Consider the following 19,217-nt stretch of genomic DNA (forward strand, 5'->3'; position numbering starts at 1 on the left):
GCAGCGCTCGACATTTCGATGTATTTCGACACCCCTCGGCATCGGACGATCCCCCGATGCCGACAGACGCCGCTCGAAACCCCTCGATGCCAGGAGGTGCTTGTCATGACGGTCCAAGAGCTGCCCGGCGCGGCCGCTTACCGGCCCACGCCGCCCCCGGCCTGGAAGCCGCTCACCGATCCCGCGCCGCTGCTCCCGGACCCCGCGCCGTACCGCGTGCTCGGTACGGATGCCGTGGCCGACGCCGACCCCGAGCTGCTGCTGCGGCTCTATGCGGAGCTGGTCCGCGGCCGGAGGTACAACGCGCAGGCCACCGCCCTCACCAAGCAGGGCCGGCTCGCCGTCTACCCGTCGAGCACGGGGCAGGAGGCCTGCGAGATAGCGGCCGCGCTGGTGCTGGAGGAGCGGGACTGGCTCTTTCCCAGCTACCGGGACACGCTTGCGGCGGTGGCGCGAGGCCTGGACCCGGTCGAGGCACTGACCCTGCTGCGTGGCGACCGGCACACCGGTTACGACCCGCGTGAGCACCGCATCGCACCGCTCTGCACCCCCCTCGCCACCCAGTTGCCGCATGCCGTCGGGCTGGCACACGCGGCGCGCCTCCAGGGTGACGACGTGGTGGCGCTCGCCATGGTCGGCGACGGCGGGACCAGCGAGGGCGATTTCCACGAGGCGCTGAACTTCGCGGCCGTCTGGCGCGCTCCGGTCGTCTTTCTCGTGCAGAACAACGGCTTCGCCATCTCCGTACCGCTGGCGAAGCAGACCGCCGCGCCGTCCCTGGCGCACAAGGCCGTGGGGTACGGGATGCCGGGCCGGCTGGTGGACGGGAACGACGCGGCCGCGGTGTACCAGGTCCTCGGCGAGGCGGTGGCGCGGGCCCGCAGCGGCGGCGGGCCGACGCTCGTCGAGGCGGTGACGTACCGCATGGATGCCCATACGAACGCCGACGACGCCACTCGCTACCGCGTCGACAGCGAGGTGGAGGCCTGGCGTGCGCACGACCCGATCCAGCTTCTCGAGCGGGAGCTGACCGGGCGGGGGCTGCTCGGCGACGACGGGATCGAGGAGGCGCGCGTGGCCGCGGAGCGGATGGCAGCCGCTCTGCGCGATCGGATGAACGCCGATCCGGTACTGGACCCGATGGACCTGTTCGCCCATGTCTACGCGGAACAGACCGCACAACTGCGGGAGCAGGCAGCCCGGTTGCGTGTCGAACTGGACGCCGAGCAGGACCAGCACGGCCATGACGACGTGGAGGAAGGACGATGACCACCGCAGCGGCGACGGCCGGAGAGCGGACGGCGAAGGCCAAACCCGCCACGATGGCGCAGGCACTCGGGCGGGCGCTGCGCGACTCGATGGCACAGGACCCGACGGTGCACGTTCTCGGCGAGGACGTCGGCACGCTCGGCGGGGTCTTCCGGATCACCGACGGGCTGGCGAAGGAGTTCGGCGAGGACCGTTGCACGGACACCCCGCTGGCCGAGGCGGGCATCCTCGGGGCGGCCGTGGGCATGGCGATGTACGGGCTGCGGCCCGTGGTGGAGATGCAGTTCGACGCCTTCGCCTATCCGGCGTTCGAGCAGCTCATCAGCCATGTCGCGAAGATGCGGAACCGGACGGCCGGCGCCATGCCGCTGCCGATCACGGTCCGGGTGCCGTACGGCGGCGGGATCGGCGGGGTCGAGCACCACAGCGACTCCTCGGAGGCCTACTACATGGCGACACCCGGCCTCCATGTCGTCACGCCCGCCACGGTCGAGGACGCGTACGGGCTGCTGAGGGCCTCGATCGCCTCCGACGATCCGGTGGTGTTCCTGGAGCCGAAGCGGCTCTACTGGTCGAAGTCGGACTGGTCGCCCGACGCGCCGGTGGCGGTGGAGCCGATCGGCCGGGCCGTCGTCCGCCGGCCGGGCCGCAGCGCAACGCTGATCACGTACGGGCCTTCGCTGCCCGTCTGTATGGAGGCGGCGGAAGCGGCCGTCGAAGAGGGCTGGGACCTGGAGGTCGTGGACCTGCGCTCGTTGGTGCCGTTCGACGACGAGACCGTTGCCGCTTCCGTCCGGCGTACGGGGCGTGCGGTCGTCGTCCATGAGTCCTCCGGTTTCGGCGGTCCGGGCGGTGAGATCGCGGCCCGGGTCACAGAGCGCTGCTTCCACCACCTGGAGGCGCCGGTGCTGCGGGTCGCCGGGTTCGACATTCCGTATCCGCCGCCGATGCAGGAGAAGCACCATCTCCCGGGCGTGGACCGGGTGCTGGACGCGGTCGCCCGCTTGCAGTGGGAGGCGGAGAGCTGATGCCCCAGGTACTCGAATTCAAGTTGCCGGACCTCGGCGAGGGGCTCACCGAGGCGGAGATCGTGCGCTGGCTGGTGGAGGTCGGCGATGTCGTCGCCATCGACCAGCCGGTCGTCGAGGTCGAGACGGCCAAGGCGATGGTGGAGGTGCCGTGCCCGTACGGGGGCGTGGTGACCGCACGGTTCGGCGAAGAAGGCTCGGAACTACCGGTCGGGGCACCTCTGTTGACGGTGGCGGTCGCGGTGGGATCGGCGCAGCCGGTGGGGTCGGTCGAAGGGGTGGGCGAGGGGGCGGATGAGGGAGCAGGGTCCGGTTCGCGTGGGTCCGGGTCCGGGTCCGGTGAGGTGGAGGCGTCCGGCAATGTGCTGGTCGGGTATGGGACGGGTGCGCCGGTGGCGCGCCGTCGGCGGGTCCGTCCCGCAGCCGTGACCGCGGCTGTTCCCGCACGGGTGCCTGCGGCTCCGGCGCCGGTTCCCGATCCCGATCCCGTGCCGGATGCGGTGCCGGGGCCGGTGGCGGTCGTCTCCCCGCTGGTACGGAAGCTGGCGCGGCAGCATGACCTTGATCTGCGGCAGCTGGAGGGCTCCGGACCGGACGGGCTGATCCTGCGGGCCGATGTCGAATCCGCGATCAGGGCGATGGCAGAGGGAAGGGCCGCTCCCCTGGTGGCCCCGGTCCCGACGCCGGGGGCCGTGGCGGAGTCCGTGGCGGTAACGGAGTCGGTTCCGGAGTCGGTTCCGGGATCGGTATCGGTGTCGGGATCGGTGTCGGGGTTGGCTTCCGGGGTGGTGGGGCAGTCGCTGACGGCGGCGAGACCGGCCGCACATCGGATTCCGTTGCGCGGTGTACGGGGCGCGGTGGCCGACAAGCTGGCGCGCAGCCGACGGGAGATCCCCGACGCCACGTGCTGGGTCGACGCCGATGCCACCGAGCTGATGGCGGCCAGATCCGCGATGAACAGCGCCGGTGGTTCGGCTGCCGGCCCCAAGGTGTCGGTGCTGGCCCTGCTGGCTCGTATCTGCACCGCGGCGTTGGCCCGGTTCCCCGAGCTCAACTCCACGGTGGACCTGGAGGCGCGGGAGATCGTGCGGTTGCCGGAGGTCCATCTCGGGTTCGCGGCGCAGACCGAGCGGGGCCTGGTCGTCCCCGTCGTGCGGGACGCACAGGCCAGGAACGCCGAGTCGATCGGGGCCGAGATCCTCCGGCTGACCGAGGCGGCGCGGGCCGGGCGGCTGACCCCGGCGGAGCTGACCGGGGGCACGTTCACACTGAACAACTACGGGGTGTTCGGAGTCGACGGATCGACCCCGATCATCAACCACCCCGAAGCGGCGATGCTGGGCGTCGGCCGGATCGTGCCCAAGCCCTGGGTGCACCGGGGAGAGCTGGCCGTGCGCCAGGTGGTCCAGCTCTCGTTGACCTTCGATCACCGGGTCTGTGACGGCGGCACGGCGGGCGGCTTCCTGCGCTACATAGCCGACTGCGTGGAACAACCGGCGGTGCTGCTGCGCACGTTGTAGGCGAAAACAGGCGTGGGCTCCCGTTTCCTCCCTTCGCTCGATCCGGCCGATCGGCTCGATCACCGACCGGGAGGATCAGCGGGAGCCCGCGGCCCGCATACTCGGATGCATGACCGCGTATGACGCCATCGTCCTTGCCGGAGGGGCCGCCAAGCGGCTCGGCGGCGCCGACAAGCCCGGGATACGGGTCGGTGGCCGTGCGCTGATCGACCGGGTGCTCGCGGCCTGCGCCGACGCTTCGGTGACAGTGGTGGTGGGCGGGCGCCGGTCCACCGTGCGGCCGGTGATCTGGACACGCGAAGAGCCGCGGGGCGGCGGTCCGGTGGCCGCGCTCGACGCCGGGGTTCGGCGGACCACGGCGGAACGGGTCCTCGTGCTCTCCGCCGACCTGCCGTTTCTCGGGGCGGGCACTGTCGGAGCGCTCCTGGCCGCCGCCGGGGAAGGGCAGCGGGACGGGGCTCTGTGCATCGATCAGCAGGGGCGCGACCAGCCTCTCGTCGCCGTCTACCGTGCCGAGCCGCTACGCCGTGAGCTCGCGCTGCTCGCCGCCGAGCACGGCGGTCTGTCCGGGCTCCCCCTGCGTCTGCTGGCGCAGGAACTCGACCTTGCTCGGGTGGAGGCCGATCCTCTCGCCTCCTTCGACTGCGACACCTGGGAGGACATTGCGTCGGCCCGTGCCCGTATCAGAGAGCATGGGACCGTGCTGGATGAATGGATCACCGCAGTCAAGAACGAACTCGGCATCGAACTCGACGTCGACACCGACGTCCTGCTCGACCTCGCCCGTGACGCCGCCCACGGCGTCGCCCGGCCCGCCGCGCCGCTGACGACCTTCCTGGTCGGGTACGCGGCGGCCAAGGCGAGCAGCGAAGGAGGCGGCGACGGCGACGGTGCCACGGCGGTGGCCGAGGCGGCCCGGAAGGCTGCTGCGCTCGCCCTTCGCTGGGCGGACGAGAACGAGACGCAATGACCACCCGTAACGGCGGGTCCGATCGGCCTCCGGCTGCGGATACCGCATCGATGGGCGTCGGGGCCTCGGCGGCCGGATCGCTCCCGGCGGCCGGCGCACGTTCGGCGGCTGGCGCACGTTTGACGGTCGGCTCATGTCCGGCGGACGACGCACACTCGGCCGACTCGTCCGTGGACGTCGAGCATGAGTCACCCGTCGGCTCGTCTTCGGCCGTCGGCTCGTCTTCGGTTGTCGGTTCGTCCTCGGTCGCCGGTTCGTCCTCGCCTGTCGGCTCGCCTTCGGCCGTCGGCTCGCGTTCGGAGGACGACCGTCCCCGGAGCGGGGAGCGGTGTCCGACTCCGGGAGAGGTGCGGGCGGCCGAGGAGGACCGGGCCGTTGAGCAGGCCCTCGCTCTGGTAGGGCGCCAGTCGTCCGGTGAACCTCACCCCGCGGGTGGGCCCCATGCCGCGGGGCAGCCGCACGCCATGGGCCGGCCTCGCCCCGCGGACGAACCCGCGGCAGCACCCCGTTCGCTGACCCCGGACCGGAGCCCTGACGCGGCCCCCGGGCATGACCGGCACGCGGACAAGCACACGCACGCGCACGCGGACAAGCACAAGCACGCGGACACGGACATGGGCAGGCATCGGCACAGGCATGCGGCCTCCTGGCGGGAGGCGCGTGCGCTCGCCGTTCGGTCCGGGCGTGCCGCTGCGGTCCGGGCCAGCCGTCTCCCTCTCGACCAGGCGCTCGGACACGTACTCGCCGGACCGCTCGTCGCGCTCACCGATCTGCCGTCCTTCGACACCTCTGCCATGGACGGCTGGGTCGTCTCCGGACCGGGGCCGTGGAACATCCGCGAGGCCACCGGGGCCGGAGAAAAGAAGAGGGCCGGTGCCGGCTCGACCCGGGATCTGGGCATCCTCGCCGGGCGGAGCGCCCCCGCCACGCTTGCCGACGGAGATGCCGTACGGATCGCCACCGGCGCCCGCATCCCGGTGGATGCCAACGCCGTGATCCGCAGCGAGCACGCTCACGTGGACGAGGCCAGGGGGCTGCTCCACGCGAAGCATGGGGTGCTGCCCGGCCAGGACATCAGGCCCCGTGGCCAGGAGTGCCGTGCCGGCGATCAGCTCATGCCCGCCGGCGCGCTGGTGACGCCCGCCGTTCTCGGTCTGGGCGCCGCGGCCGGGTACGACACGCTCGTCGTGGTGCCTCGTCCTCGTGTCGACGTCCTCGTTCTCGGTGATGAACTGCTGACCGGCGGTCTGCCGCACGACGGGCTGATCCGTGACGCGCTCGGCCCGATGGTCGGCCCCTGGCTGCGCACGCTGGGTGCCGAGGCCTCGGCCCCGCAGCGTCTCGGCGACGACGCGGCGGCCCTGCGGCGCGCGCTCACCACGTCCGATGCCGATCTGGTCATCACCACCGGTGGTACGGCTGCGGGTCCCGTCGATCATGTCCACCCGGTCCTTGCCGAGATCGGCGCCGAGCTGCTGGTCGACGGAGTCGCCGTCCGACCCGGCCACCCGATGCTGCTGGCCCGGCTCAGGAGGGCGGACTCGGTGGCGGGTTCGTCGGAGCGCCGGGGTGAGGCGCGGGGCAAGGGCCCGTATCTCGTCGGGCTGCCGGGCAATCCTCTGGCCGCCGTCTCCGGGCTCCTCACACTCGCCGAGCCCCTGCTCCGCGGGCTGGCGGGCCGGGAGCCGGAGGCGCCGTACCGGGCCGTCGTACGCGACGAGGTGCACGGGCACCCGCATGACACCCGTCTGGTGCCCGTCATCCACCGAGCGGGCGGCGCTGCCGAGAGGCCAGGCAGCGGGTACAGCGGGTGTGCGGACGGCAGTGGATACGGCGATGGCAGCGGGGGAACCGGTAGCGGTGCCGAGCGCGTCGTACCGCTGCATTACGACGGTCCGGCGATGCTCCGCGGGATCGCTGCCGCTGACGGGCTGGCCGTCGTACCGCCGGGCGGGGTACGGTCCGGCACCGAGGTGGAGATCCTCGGTCTACCGTGGGCCTCGGCGATGCCGTGGACGGAAGGGTGTTTCACGTGAAACTTCCCGGCCACGATGCGATGGCCAGGCGCGCGGACGAGCATGTCGTACCCACGCGGGTGCTGCTCCCGCGCAGGGTGGTCAACGGTCCGGCGCGGCAGGTCGCCAAGCGGCTGATGATGGCGCTTCTGGTACTGGCCGCAACGGTGTTGATCGTCTGGGTGGACCGCGGCGGATACCACGATGCAGCCGATGGCCGGGTCGATCTGTTGGACGCGGTGTACTACGCGACGGTCACCCTCTCCACCACCGGCTACGGCGACATCACCCCGTACGGGGACGCCGCCCGGCTCACCAATGTGCTGCTCGTGACCCCACTGCGGGTGCTCTTCCTGATCATCCTGGTCGGCACCACTCTCGAGGTCCTTACGGAACGGACCCGGGAGGACTTTCGGCTGAAGCGTTGGAGAACCAACTTGCGTGATCACACCGTTGTCGTCGGCTTCGGGACGAAGGGCCGTTCGGCCATCCAGACCTTGTGTGCCACCGGGCTGAAGAAGGAACAGATCGTCATCGTCGACCCGGCGACCAAGGTGATCGAGATCGCCAACGCCGAAGGGTTCGTCGGTGTGGTCGGCGATGCGACGCGCAGCGAGGTGCTGTTGCGGGCAGAGCTCCAGAAGGCGCGTCAGATCATCATTGCCACCCAGCGAGACGACACGGCGGTGCTGGTGGCGCTGACGGCCCGGCAGCTCAATCGCGGGGCGAAGATCGTCGCCGCGGTGCGCGAGGAGGAGAACGCCCCGTTGCTCCGGCAGTCCGGCGCCGACGCGGTGATCACCAGTGCCAGTGCGGCGGGCCGGCTGTTGGGCCTCTCCGTCCTCAGCCCCAGCGCGGGCACGGTGATGGAGGACCTGATCCAGCAGGGCAGCGGTCTCGATCTCGTCGAACGGCCGGTGATAAAGGCCGAGGTGGGCAAGAGCGTGCGGGAGACGGATGATCTCGTGGTCAGCGTCCTGCGGGGGCATCGACTGCTGGGTTACGACGATCCGGCGGCCAGTCCGCTCCAGTTGACGGACCGTTTGATCACCATCGTGCGCGCCTCGAACGAATTGCCGCCGGACACCCCGTCCATGGGCACCCCGCGCCTGCGCGACTGATCCAGGGCCTTGCCCGCTCCAGGGCGGTGCCCGCGCGGATGGTCCCACGCAGCGCCTGCGCGACTGCTGCCAGGGGCTCCCGCGCGACTGGTCCAAGGCGGTGCCCGCGCGACTGGTCCAAGGGCCCCGCGCGGCTGGTCTGATCCCGGGCGGCGTCCTTCATGGTCCTTCATCCGCCACGGAGTAGCCTCGCCGCCATGTATGCGATCACGATCCCTGATCCCGGCGGCCCCGAGGCACTTGTCTGGGCCGAGGTGCCCGATCCGGTAGCCGGTGAGGGCGAGGTCCTCGTCGATGTCGTGTCCAGCGCGGTCAATCGCGCCGATGTGTTGCAGCGGCAGGGTTTCTACAGCCCGCCGCCCGGCGCGTCCCCGTACCCCGGCCTCGAATGCTCGGGCCGTATCTCGGCGATCGGGCCCGGTGTCACGGGCTGGTCGGTCGGCGACGAGGTGTGCGCGCTGCTCGCGGGTGGCGGATACGCGGAGAAGGTCGCCGTGCCCGCCGGGCAGCTGCTGCCCGTGCCGGACGGCGTCGAGCCGGTTCTGGCCGCGGCGCTGCCCGAGGTGACGGCCACGGTCTGGTCCAACGTCTTCATGGTGGCCCATCTGCGACCCGGCGAGACGCTGTTGGTGCACGGCGGGTCCAGCGGCATCGGCACGATGGCGATCCAGCTCGCCAAGGCCGTGGGCGCGCGGGTCGCGGTCACCGCCGGGGGGCCGGAGAAGCTGGCGCGCTGCGCGGAGCTCGGGGCCGACATCCTGATCGACTACCGGGAGCAGGACTTCGTCGAGGAACTGCGCAAGGCGACCGACGGGGCCGGTGCGGATGTCATTCTCGACATCGTCGGCGCGAAGTACCTGGACCGGAACGTGAAGGCGCTCGCCGTCAACGGCAGGCTGGCCATCATCGGCCTTCAGGGGGGCGTCAAGGGCGAGCTGAATCTGAGCGCCCTGCTGAACAAGCGGGCGGCCATCACCGCGACCTCGCTGCGCGGCCGCCCGCTCGCTGAGAAGGCCGCCATCGTCGCCGCCGTGCGCGAGCATGTCTGGCCGCTGATCGCCGACGGCGTCGTGCGGCCGATCGTGGACCGCACGGTGCCGATGCCGGACGCCGCCGAGGCTCACCGGGTACTGGAGTCCAGCGCGCACATCGGGAAGGTGCTGCTGCAGGCCCCTGCGGCCTGACGCCCCGGCCCGGCCCCTGCCCGCCCCACCGCGCGGAGAGGCCCGGCGCACAGGTCGTGGACCATGTGTGCCGGGCCTCGGCGTTTTTCGTAGTCAGGGGCGTACGCACCAGGGATATCGGAGGTGCGGGACCGAGGGACCAGAAGGGCCGGGGAACCAGAAGGACCGGGCGACTAGAGGTACGGGCCCGACCTGATGGCCCCGTGCGGGTCCCCGCTGCCGTCCTCGTCCTCGTGCGCGCTGCCCGGCGGAAGGGCGCGGCGCATCTGCTCCAGCTGGGCCCGTGCCGCCATCTGCTGGGCGAAGAGCGCCGTCTGGATGCCGTGGAAGAGGCCCTCCAGCCAGCCCACCAACTGGGCTTGCGCGATCCGGAGTTCCGCCTCGGAGGGCACCGACTCCTCGGTGAACGGCAAGGAAAGGCGCTCCAGCTCCTCCACCAGCTCCGGCGCGAGGCCGTCCTCCAGCTCCTTCACGGAACTGGCGTGGATCTCCTTGAGCCTGACCCGGCTCGCCTCGTCGAGAGGAGCCGCCCTGACCTCCTCCAGGAGCTGCTTGATCATGCTGCCGATGCGCATGACCTTCGCGGGCTGCTCGACCATCTCCGTCACCGGGACCTCACGCGATTCGTCGTCAGTGCCACCGCCGCCGATCGCCATGCCGTCCTGCCCCACCACGAGGACTTGGGGGTGCTCCTGCGACCGTTCATTCCTCGGCATCTCCATGGCGCCATTGTCTCGCACACCTGCCGTACAACACCGTGGTGCCCCCGCAAACGGTTGATCCACCGTTTCCGAGGGCACCAAGTCAGCCGGTCAGCCCACCGACGACATCGACCGTGCCGGCGACTCCGCCCGTACCGACGACACCGACCGCACCTGCCACACCGCCCGCACCGCCCCCGCCGACCGCGACATCACTCGGCCCTCCGTGCCAGCGCGAGGCGGGAGCGGGTGAGTGCCGTCGCGAGCAGACCGGCCAGCAGCGGGACGCCCACGACGAGCAGGCCGAGGGTCGTCCAGGGCAGCACGATCGGTGTGTACGCCGACTCCGTGGGTTCCAGCCGCATGATGTGCAGCGCCTCGCTCAGATCGACCATCCGCAGTGCCACCGCGGGCACCAGTCCCGCCAGAGTGCCGAGCACCACACCCGTGAGCGCCACCACCACGCACTGGAAGCCGGACAGCTTCCGCCGCACGCTCGGGGGCGCACCCACCGCGCTGAGCGTGTTGAGATCGGCCTCCGCGTCCGCCTTGGCGAGGCCCGTCGTGATCGCGGCGGCGCCCAGCGTCACCATTCCGGCGAACAGGGTCAGGATCAGCAGCATGGAGTCGTCGGTCCGGCCGGGGCCGGATTCGTACTGCGTCCAGATGCCGCCGCCGGCCTGCTCGATCGCGCCGTAGGTCCGCTGCTCCTCGGCGCCCGTCGGCGTGTGGGTGACCGCGTACACGCTTCCTCGCGCTTGGGTGTGCAGGCCGAGCCGTTCCGCGGTCCGCTGCGGCAGGATCATGTGGATCCCGGGGGTGGCGGCGTACTTCTCGGGTGCCACGTACACCTTCAGCCTGTCCGTGGCGGTGCGGGTCCTGCCCGGGTGCAGCTTCCGGTTCTGCTTGTCCTTCTTGCTGTAGCGGTGGACCGCCTTGACGGTGACCTCGCCGTTCTTCGCGAACACCTGGTTGAGCAGTACCGGTGTGCCGGCCGCCAGTGCCTTGGCGGCGGCGGGGTCGTCGAGCTTCACATAGGTGCTGAGCATGGCCTCGTCCGCCACGACGATGCTGCTCACATCGGTGTTGAAGAGGCCCGACGACATGAGCTCGACCAGGCAGGCGGGGGAATGCATCAGCTTCTTGTGCTCGTCGGCGGTGAGCCGCGCGGCGAGTTTCTTGGCGCCCTTGCCGGTGAGCGGGCAGGAGCCGGCCTGGCCGGCGGGCTTGACCAGTTCGAGCGAGCCGCAGTGGTTCTCCTCGTCGCCGTAGATGTCGCAGTCGCTGCCCGCCCAGACCCGTCGGAAGTCGGCGTGCCCCCCGGTGACGGCCATGTTCCGCTCGACGGCGGCCCGTGCCAGCGGGAGCCGGGCGGCGGCCTCGGCATCGGAGGAGGAGAGGACGACGGTCCCCGCGTTCAGCGAGGGGACGTAGTTGAACTCGGCCTCGGCCGTGGCGCTGGACATGTACGTGGCGATGGCCACCGAACCGGCGACGGCCGCCATCACGGCCGCGACCGCGGGAGCGGTACGGCCGCGGTTGCGGGCCGCGTCGCGCAGCGCCAGCCGGGGCGAGAGCGGCAGCCAGCGGCCGAGCCGCCCGAGGGAGCCGACGATCACCGGGATGCAGGCGAGCAGCCCGAGCTCGGCGGTCACCGAGCCGCCGGCGACCAGCGTCGAGTCCCCGTCGGTGCCGCCGTAGATGGCGACGGCGACACCGATGGCCAGTACGCAGGCGCCCAGAACGGGCAGCACCCGGGAGGAGCGGCGGACGCCGCGGCGGCCGGTGAGCGACTCCAGTACGGACTGCCGGCTCGCCACGATCGCCGGGGCGAACGCCGCCAGGAGACCGGTGATCAGGCCGATCACTGCGATGGCCAGCAGTTCCTTCGGGTTCAGGGCAAGAGAGACGAAGCGCTGCCCGGCCCACTCCTCGATCATGGGGCGGAACACAGCGGTGGCTCCCAGCCCGACCACCACACCGGCCGCGGCTCCGATGCCGCCGAGCACCAGACCGCCGCCGAGCACCACGGCCCGGACGTGGCGTCTGTCCCCGCCACAGGTGCCGAGAAGGCCGAGCTGGCGGCGGGAGCGGCGCGCGCCGACCGCGAAGGCCGGTCCGGCGAGCAGCACGATCTCCAGGACCGCCATGGCGACCACGGTGACGAGCGCAGCGCTCAGCGGTCCGGAGTCCTCCGCATACGTCTCGCGGTTCTTCCTGGCCAGCGGGACCTCGGAGAGCGGCGGCGGGTCGAGGACGACCTGACGGGACTTGACGAGGATGCCCGACTTATTGGCCGCCATGACGTCCGGCCAGGTCACCCCCACCCCTTCGGGGCCCTTGACCAGCCAGCTCTTGGAGCCGACGTTCGGCGGCAGCACGTTCTTGTCGTGGTCGGCCCTGGCCTGCCACGGGGCGATGACCGCTCCCGGATCGGCGTACAGCGCCTCGGTGTTCAGCATGTCCGGCTGCTCGACCACGCCGGTGATCGTGTACTTCTCGCCGGAGTTGCGCACGGTGGTGGCCGAACCGATGTGCAGGCCGGTCGACTTCAGGAACGGCTCGGTGGCGGCCACCTCGTCCGGGCCGTGCGGGTAGTCACCGCGTACGAGGTCGATCTTGCCGCGGGCCAGCTTGTCCGATGTCCGGAACTCGTGGATCTCGGTGTTGGCGACGCCGTAGCCGGTGGTGACGCTCGCCGGGACGGACTGGATGCTGATCGCCCGCGAGCCCTTGGGGAACGTGGTGCTGATGTCGATCGACGGGCCGGTGTCGTCCACCGGCGCGTTCTCGTCGACCTGGTCGTACCTCTCCGCTTCGGGCATCTGCTCGATGGGGCCGATCTGCTGATCGCTGAAGAGCGCGTCGGCGGAACCCATCGCGGCGGTCAGCTGCTCGGCCGTGGTCGATGTCACGCTGCGGTACGTCACGTCGAGGGCGGTGACGCCGACCACGGGGGCGGCGATCATCGCGACCACCAGTGCGCTGCGGCCCTTGGACCGCATCGCGTCGCGCCGGGCTATCCGGAGGGCGGCGCGCCAGCCGGTGAAGACGCTCACTCGGCGGCCTCGGCGGCGAGGAGCGAGTGGGCGTCGGCGTTGTCGGTGAGCGTCTGGTCGACGATCGAACCGTCCCGCAGGAACACGACCCGGTCCGCCCAGGCCGCGTACCGCGGCTCGTGCGTCACCATCACGCCGGCCGCGCCCTGGTCGCAGCGGCTGCGCAGCAGCGCGAGCACCGTCTCGCCGGTCTCGGAGTCGAGCGCCCCGGTCGGTTCGTCGGCGAGCACCAGGCGCCGGTCCCCCACCAGCGCACGGGCTATCGCGACACGCTGCTGCTGGCCGCCGGACATCTCGTCGGGGAACCGGTCGGCGACCTCCAGGAGCCTCATCTCCTCAAGCGCCGCCCGAGCCTCCTTGCGGGCCTTGCGGACGGAGATGCCGTCGAGCTCGCGCGGCAGGGCGACGTTCTCGGCGGCGGTGAGGGCGGGGATGAGGTTGTAGTCCTGGAAGACGTAGCCGACGCTCCGGCGGCGCAGGGCGGCGATGCCCTTGCGGCCGAGTCCGGCGATGTCCTGGCCCTCGATGACGACCTGGCCGCTGGTCGCGGTGTCGAGACCGCCCGCGATGGTCAGCAGGGTGGACTTGCCGGAGCCGGACGGGCCCATCACGGCGACGAGTTCACCGGCGCGCACGGAGAGGTCGATGCCGCGCAGGGCGTGCACCTCGGCTATGCCGGAGCCGTGGGTGCGGGTGAGCGCCCGGAGTTCGAGCACCGGTTCACCGGCCGGTATCGGCGAGCCGGCCGGTGCCGCGGATCGGGACGGGGCGTGCGAGGACATGGTGAGTGGTTCCCCCTCGGAACGGGTGTGAGTCGATGGGCCCGCGGCCGTGCGGTCTGTGGTCGCGCGCTCCTGTGGTCAGCGCCGGCTGCGCGGGCGGGCGGTACGGGGCGCGGCGCGGCCGGTCGTACGGATCTCGGGTTCCGGCTCCGTGGCGGCGGCCTCGGCGAGGCGGACCAGCCGGGTCTCGCAGTGATCCAGCCAGCGTGTCTCGGCCTCCGCCTGGAAGATCAGCTGCTCCAGTACGAGCAGCCAGGCGACCTCGTCGCGGTTGGCCGGTACGTCGCTGAGCGACCGCGCCTTGAGGCGGGTGTAGTCCTGCATCGCCTTCAGGGTGTGGTGGCGCTGGGACTGGATGACGGCACGGATGTCGACCCCCGGTGCGCCGACCGCCATGGCGAGCTTGATGGCCAGCTCGTCACGGGGCGGGTTGCTGCGGTCGACGGGTGTCTCGAACCAGTTCCGCAGTTCGGTGCGTCCGTCGTCGGTGATCGCGTACAGGGCGTGCCCCTGGTCGTCCTCGTCGTCCTGGACGACGAGACCGTCACGCTCCAGCCGGCTCAGCGTCGTGTACACCTGGCCGACGTTGAGCGGCCAGGTGGAGCCGGTGCGCGATTCGAATTCGGTACGGAGCTGGGAGCCGTATCGGGGGCCCCGTTCCAGAAGGGCCAGCAGCCCGTGACGGATCGACATACTCAGTATGTATACCGAGTATGTTGCTCCGTGCAAATCTCCGCCGGGCGTGTGGGCGGCGGTGAGAGGCCCGGTTCGTGGAAGATCCGTGGAGGATCCGTGGAAGACGTGGGCGGCTCAGTCCGGGCGGCGCATACGGAACGCCAGAAAGCCCAGCCCCAGCCCGATCAGCGTGATTCCCGCACCCAGCGACACCCGCTTCATCTGTTGAACGGCCGGCGCGTTCAGGGCCTGCGGCGAGAGCGGGCCGGTCCCGGGGGGTGTGCTCGCCGCGGGTATCGCGGCCGGCGCCGGCCCCGGATCGGTGGCCGCGGGGGGCGCGTCGGGCCGCGGGCGCGAATTGTCCACGCGTGCGAGCTCCCACGGCAAGAGCTGCCGTCCGGGGCGCAACCGCCCCTCCCCGGCCTCGCGCCCGGCGAGCGGGGGCTGCACCTCGGGCTGCGGCGGCTCCTCGTCGGAACCGGGGTCCGAGCCGGAGTCGGAGCCGGGTTCCGAAGCGGAGTCGGGATCGGAGTCCGAAGCGGAGTCGGACTCGGGGTCGGAGTCGGAGGTGGCCGGGGAGTCGGAGGGCGAGGCCGATGCCGATGCCGGGCCGGAGGGGGAGCCGGAGGCCGGGGAGGAGGGGGCCGGGGATCCGGGAGGTGCGGGGGCGGCCGTTCCGCCGTCCGAGGGAACGGGCGTCGGTATGGCCGAGGGGGCGGCCGTAGGGGTGACCGGCTCCTCGGCTGACGGATCGGCACCGGGTATGCCGGAAGGCCGGGCGGAGGCTCCGGCCGAGGTGTGCGGGGGCGGCGCCACCGGGGTGCTGAACGGGCCTATTGGCCGGTCGGGCGCGCGCTGGACGGCCTGCGTCTCGCCTGCCGCAGTCCCCAGCGCCGCACCCGCCGTCAATATCAGGCAGGCCACGCGCCTCGTGGGTCGTGAGGGGAGAAGTCCTGGAGCCATGAGGGCAGCGTCACATGTGACGGTATGTCCGGCATCTCGACGTATGGCGCTCGGGGCGCCGCCCTCACTCGTGCTCACTCGCGCGCGACGGCCCGCCATCCAACCCGCGCACGCACCGGCCCATCACATGTACCGGCCCGTCACCTCAGCCTCCGCACGAGCCGCCCAAGTACGAGCTGTACGAGTACGAGCCGCCGAAGTACGAGCCGTACAAGTCCGCACGAGCCGCCGAAGTGCGAGCCGTGCAAGCCCGCACGAGCCGCCGAAGTGCGAGCCGTGCGAGTACGCACGAGGCCGGGCGGGTCCGGACTCAGGCCGGGTCGCCCGTCGCGATGCGCAGCTCGAAGTGGGCGTCGGTCTTCGCCACGGCGGTGCCCGGCGTGGGGAACTGGTCGATGACCTGGTCCTCCGCGTAGGTGTTGCCCGGTACCTGGATCTTCTTGATGGTCCAGCCCGCCGCGTCCGCGCACGCCCGCGCGGAGAGGATGTCCTTGTACAGGAAGTTCGGTGCGTCGACCTTGTTCGGGTCGTCGCTGTCCTCCATCGCGTCCGTGCACTTCTCGGTCTTCATCGTCCGGTTCCGCTCCGGATCCTTGTGCTCGCCCGCGGCCGGCGACTCGTTCGCGGTCGTGCCGCCCTTCGAATCGTCGTTCTTCAGCGAGAGCACCGTGATCAGCCCGCCGATCGCGATCAGCGCTACCACGATCGAGCCCACGATCACCGGCATGTTCCGCTTGGAGCCGCCCCCGCCCGAGCCGGAGTGCGACTGCGTCCGGGTCTGCGGCGAGACCGTGTAGGGCGGCGTCTGCTGCTGCATCGGGGCCTGGCTCTGGTACGCCTGGGCCGACTGCGGGTAGCCGTACGACGGTGCCGGCGTGGGAGCCGGGGTCGCCGGACCGTACGGGCCCGGCTGGGCGCCCGACTGGTACGGGCCCGGCTGGTACGGCGTCTGGACGCTCTGGGGCATTCCGCCGGACTGGTCGACCGGCGGGAAGACCGCCGAGCCGACGCCCGCGCCGCTGTTCGCCGGGGCGCCGCCGCCCGCGACGATCACCGGCGCGCCCGTGGAGCCGCTCGCGGCCAGCACGCGGGCGATCTCGTCCTGCATCGCCGCCGCGCTCGGGAAGCGTTCGTTCGGGTTCTTCTTCAGCGCGCGGGCGACCAGCGCGTCCATCGCCGGGGTGATCGACCGGTTGATGGTGGAGGGCGCGACCGGCTCCTCCTGGACGTGCGCGTACGCGATGGCCAGCGGGGAGTCCGCGTCGAAGGGGATCCGCCCGGTCAGCAGCTGGAACAGCATGATGCCGACCGAGTACAGGTCGGAGCGGGCGTCCACGCCGCGGCCCAGGGCCTGCTCGGGGGAGAGGTACTGCGGGGTGCCGACGACCATGCCGGTCTGCGTCATCGACGTGACGCCCGACTGCATGGCGCGGGCGATGCCGAAGTCCATGACCTTCACGACACCGCGCTTGGTCATCATCACGTTGCCGGGCTTGATGTCGCGGTGGACCAGGCCCATTTCGTGGCTGGTGTCCAGCGCGGCCAGGACGTCGGACGTCACCTTCAGTGCCCGGTCGGCCGGCATCGCGCCGTGGTGCTGGATGTCCGCCTGGAGCACGGAGCCGAGCGGCTGCCCCTCCACGTACTCCATGACGATGTACGGCATCAGCGCGCCGCCGAGCTCGTCCTCGCCGGTGTCGAAGACCGAGACGATGTTGGTGTGCTGCAGTTTGGCAACGGCCTGCGCCTCGCGCCGGAACCGTTCACGGAAGGACTGCTCGCGGCCGAGCTCCGTATGCAATGTCTTGATTGCGACCTGTCGGTCCAGGGCGGTGTCGTACGCCAGGTATACGGACGCCATGCCGCCCTCGCCGAGCAGGTCGCGAAGCTGGTAACGCCCGCCGGCGACGGAACCGCCCGCGTAGCGACCCTGAGCGCCGTGTGCGCCGTCCTGGCTCATGACTAGCTTCCCCCTCGGCGCGCGACTCACGCGATCATCCCTATTACGCGCCAAGTCTGCCCGAGGGGTACGACACGTCAAGCCAGGTGCCCGTTCCGTGACCCTACGCACAAGAAGCGTCTCGGAAGCGTTACAGGAACCGCATGAAATTTGCGTGGACGGCACGCCGGGCGGTTGGATAACCGGTCCCTCTCGGAAACGGTGCGTCCGAAAGAGGCTGTAGCGTGACGTGGCAATGCAGCTAGACACCGTGAGAACCCGCGGACGCGCGGACAGATACGACGGCGAGGACTGATGGCACCCGATTCCGAAGCAAACGGCGGCGGAGTTTCGGATGGCACCGACTCCTGGGGCATCGGCGGTGTCGTCGGTGACGGACGTTACCGGATGACCCACCGCCTCGGCCGGGGCGGCATGGCGGAGGTCTTCGCGGCCGAGGACGTCAGGCTGGGGCGCACGGTCGCCGTGAAGCTCCTGCGCTCCGACCTCGCCGAGGACCCGGTCTCCAAGGCCCGGTTCACGCGCGAGGCGCAGTCGGTCGCCGGGCTCAACCACCACGCGATCGTCGCCGTGTACGACTCCGGCGAGGACGTCGTGGGCGGGCAGACCGTCCCCTACATCGTGATGGAGCTGGTCGAGGGCCGCACCATCCGCGACCTGCTGATCAGCGCCGAGGCCCCGCCGCCCGAGCAGGCCCTGATCATCGTCTCCGGCGTGCTCGAAGCACTGGCGTACTCGCACCAGCACGGCATCGTGCACCGCGACATCAAGCCGGCCAACGTGATCATCACCAACTCCGGCGCGGTCAAGGTGATGGACTTCGGCATCGCCCGCGCGCTGCACGGCGCGCAGTCGACGATGACCCAGACCGGCATGGTCATGGGCACGCCGCAGTACCTCTCGCCCGAGCAGGCGCTCGGCAAGGCCGTCGACCACCGCTCCGACCTCTACGCCACCGGCTGCCTGCTGTACGAACTCCTGGCGCTGCGGCCCCCGTTCACGGGCGAGACGCCGCTGTCCGTCGTGTACCAGCACGTCCAGGACATTCCGGTCCCGCCGTCCGAGGTCCTGGACGCGGTGCCGCCGGAGCTGGACGGGCTGGTCATGCGCTCGCTCGCGAAGGACCCGGACGACCGGTTCCAGAGCGCCGAGGAGATGCGCGGCCTCATCCAGTACAGCCTCCAGATGCTTCAGGTGCAGGGCGGCCACACGGGTACGTGGAACACCGGTGCGGTCGCCATGCACGAAGGCGGGAACACCCCGGCCATGGGCGTCGCCGGGGCCACGATGGCGATGGGCCACCCGCGTCACGGGGACACCTCGCAGGGTCCGATCCTGCCGCCGATGAACCCCGACGACGGCGGTTACGAGGGCGGGCACCAGGGCGGCGGCGGTCGCGGCAAGCTGTGGCTGTTCGTCGTGCTCGCGCTGATCGCGATCGGGGCGGGTGTCGCCATCGCGGTCAATGCCGCGAACGACACCGGTTCGACCCCTGAGAAGAAGCCCGACAAGACCACCAGTCCGCCGTCCCCGTCGAAGAAGTCGTCCGGGCCGAGCGACGAGAAGAGCCAGGAGACCCAGGCGCCGGAGAACTCCACCGGCAACCAGCAGGACACGCCGCCGCGGCGGAGCTACTCCCCGTCGACCACCCCGAGCGAGCCGTCCGAACCACCGTCGAAGGAACCGTCCGCCCCGGCCAACGGCAGCACCGGTACGGACACCGGCGGCACCACGGACACCGGCGGCACCAGTACGGACGGCGGCAGCACGGGTACGGACACCGGCGGCACCACGGACACCGGCGGCACCAGTACGGACGGCGGCAGCACGGGTACGGAGGGCGGCAGCACGGGTACGGAGGGCGGCAGCGGCGCCACCACCGGTACATCCGCGGCGGCCGGGCCCGGTACGGGCACCACGTCCTGACCCGACCGACGGCCAAGCCACCGCCCCGGCGATGACCGGGGCCC

General features: G+C 71.3%; 14 protein-coding genes. 8 read left to right on the forward strand and 6 right to left on the reverse strand.

Going from position 1 to position 19,217, the window contains the following annotated elements; genetic code table 11:
* Positions 1 to 105 precede the first annotated feature (105 nt).
* From pdhA to OG520_RS20625, 7 genes are all read left to right on the forward strand, one after another.
* A complete protein-coding gene (gene pdhA, locus OG520_RS20595) occupies positions 106 to 1,269 on the forward strand; it encodes a pyruvate dehydrogenase (acetyl-transferring) E1 component subunit alpha (protein WP_406014114.1) in 1,164 nt (387 codons plus the stop codon).
* Entirely contained in the window at positions 1,266 to 2,297 is a 1,032-nt protein-coding gene (locus tag OG520_RS20600; RefSeq protein WP_266416932.1) for an alpha-ketoacid dehydrogenase subunit beta, read from the forward strand. Before pdhA ends, OG520_RS20600 begins: the two co-directional genes overlap by 4 nt.
* Entirely contained in the window at positions 2,297 to 3,817 is a 1,521-nt protein-coding gene (locus OG520_RS20605) for a dihydrolipoamide acetyltransferase family protein (RefSeq protein WP_406014115.1), read from the forward strand. The genes OG520_RS20600 and OG520_RS20605 overlap by 1 nt, the downstream gene beginning before the upstream one ends.
* A 109-nt stretch (positions 3,818 to 3,926) precedes the next feature.
* A complete protein-coding gene (locus OG520_RS20610) occupies positions 3,927 to 4,787 on the forward strand; it encodes an NTP transferase domain-containing protein (RefSeq protein WP_406014116.1) in 861 nt (286 codons plus the stop codon).
* A 464-nt stretch (positions 4,788 to 5,251) separates the two neighbouring features.
* Positions 5,252 to 6,823: a molybdopterin molybdotransferase MoeA gene (locus OG520_RS20615; protein ID WP_406014117.1), complete on the forward strand. Its 1,572-nt coding sequence runs from the start codon at positions 5,252 to 5,254 to the stop codon at positions 6,821 to 6,823.
* A complete protein-coding gene (locus OG520_RS20620; protein ID WP_266416939.1) occupies positions 6,781 to 7,923 on the forward strand; it encodes a TrkA family potassium uptake protein in 1,143 nt (380 codons plus the stop codon). The genes OG520_RS20615 and OG520_RS20620 overlap by 43 nt, the downstream gene beginning before the upstream one ends.
* A 197-nt stretch (positions 7,924 to 8,120) precedes the next feature.
* On the forward strand, positions 8,121 to 9,107 hold the full coding sequence (locus OG520_RS20625) for an NAD(P)H-quinone oxidoreductase (RefSeq protein ID WP_406014118.1): 987 nt from the start codon (positions 8,121 to 8,123) through the stop codon (positions 9,105 to 9,107).
* A 173-nt stretch (positions 9,108 to 9,280) separates the two neighbouring features.
* Here the strand turns inward: OG520_RS20625 and OG520_RS20630 are convergent, their stop codons facing one another.
* The 6 genes from OG520_RS20630 to OG520_RS20655 form a co-directional block, all read right to left on the reverse strand.
* Entirely contained in the window at positions 9,281 to 9,829 is a 549-nt protein-coding gene (locus OG520_RS20630; RefSeq protein ID WP_323180131.1) for a bacterial proteasome activator family protein, read from the reverse strand.
* A gap of 191 nt (positions 9,830 to 10,020) precedes the next feature.
* Entirely contained in the window at positions 10,021 to 12,867 is a 2,847-nt protein-coding gene (locus tag OG520_RS20635; RefSeq protein WP_406014119.1) for an FtsX-like permease family protein, read from the reverse strand.
* Positions 12,864 to 13,649, reverse strand: coding sequence for an ABC transporter ATP-binding protein (locus tag OG520_RS20640; RefSeq protein ID WP_406014120.1), 786 nt, complete (start codon positions 13,647 to 13,649; stop codon positions 12,864 to 12,866). The genes OG520_RS20635 and OG520_RS20640 overlap by 4 nt, the downstream gene beginning before the upstream one ends.
* 78 nt (positions 13,650 to 13,727) lie before the next feature.
* Positions 13,728 to 14,342: a PadR family transcriptional regulator gene (locus OG520_RS20645; RefSeq protein WP_406014121.1), complete on the reverse strand. Its 615-nt coding sequence runs from the start codon at positions 14,340 to 14,342 to the stop codon at positions 13,728 to 13,730.
* Between the two features lie 117 nt (positions 14,343 to 14,459).
* Positions 14,460 to 15,248: a hypothetical protein gene (locus OG520_RS20650; RefSeq protein WP_406014122.1), complete on the reverse strand. Its 789-nt coding sequence runs from the start codon at positions 15,246 to 15,248 to the stop codon at positions 14,460 to 14,462.
* 349 nt (positions 15,249 to 15,597) lie between these two features.
* Positions 15,598 to 17,247 (reverse strand): protein kinase domain-containing protein, encoded by a 1,650-nt coding sequence (locus OG520_RS20655; protein WP_406014123.1) that lies wholly within the window; start codon positions 17,245 to 17,247, stop codon positions 15,598 to 15,600.
* A 294-nt stretch (positions 17,248 to 17,541) separates the two neighbouring features.
* Here OG520_RS20655 and OG520_RS20660 point away from each other — a divergent pair, with 294 nt between their 5' ends.
* Complete coding sequence (locus tag OG520_RS20660; protein WP_406014124.1) at positions 17,542 to 19,173, forward strand: protein kinase domain-containing protein; 1,632 nt, start codon at positions 17,542 to 17,544, stop codon at positions 19,171 to 19,173.
* Positions 19,174 to 19,217: the final 44 nt, after the last annotated feature.

Source organism: Streptomyces sp. NBC_00984 (genome assembly GCF_045162475.1).
GTDB lineage: Bacteria > Actinomycetota > Actinomycetes > Streptomycetales > Streptomycetaceae > Streptomyces.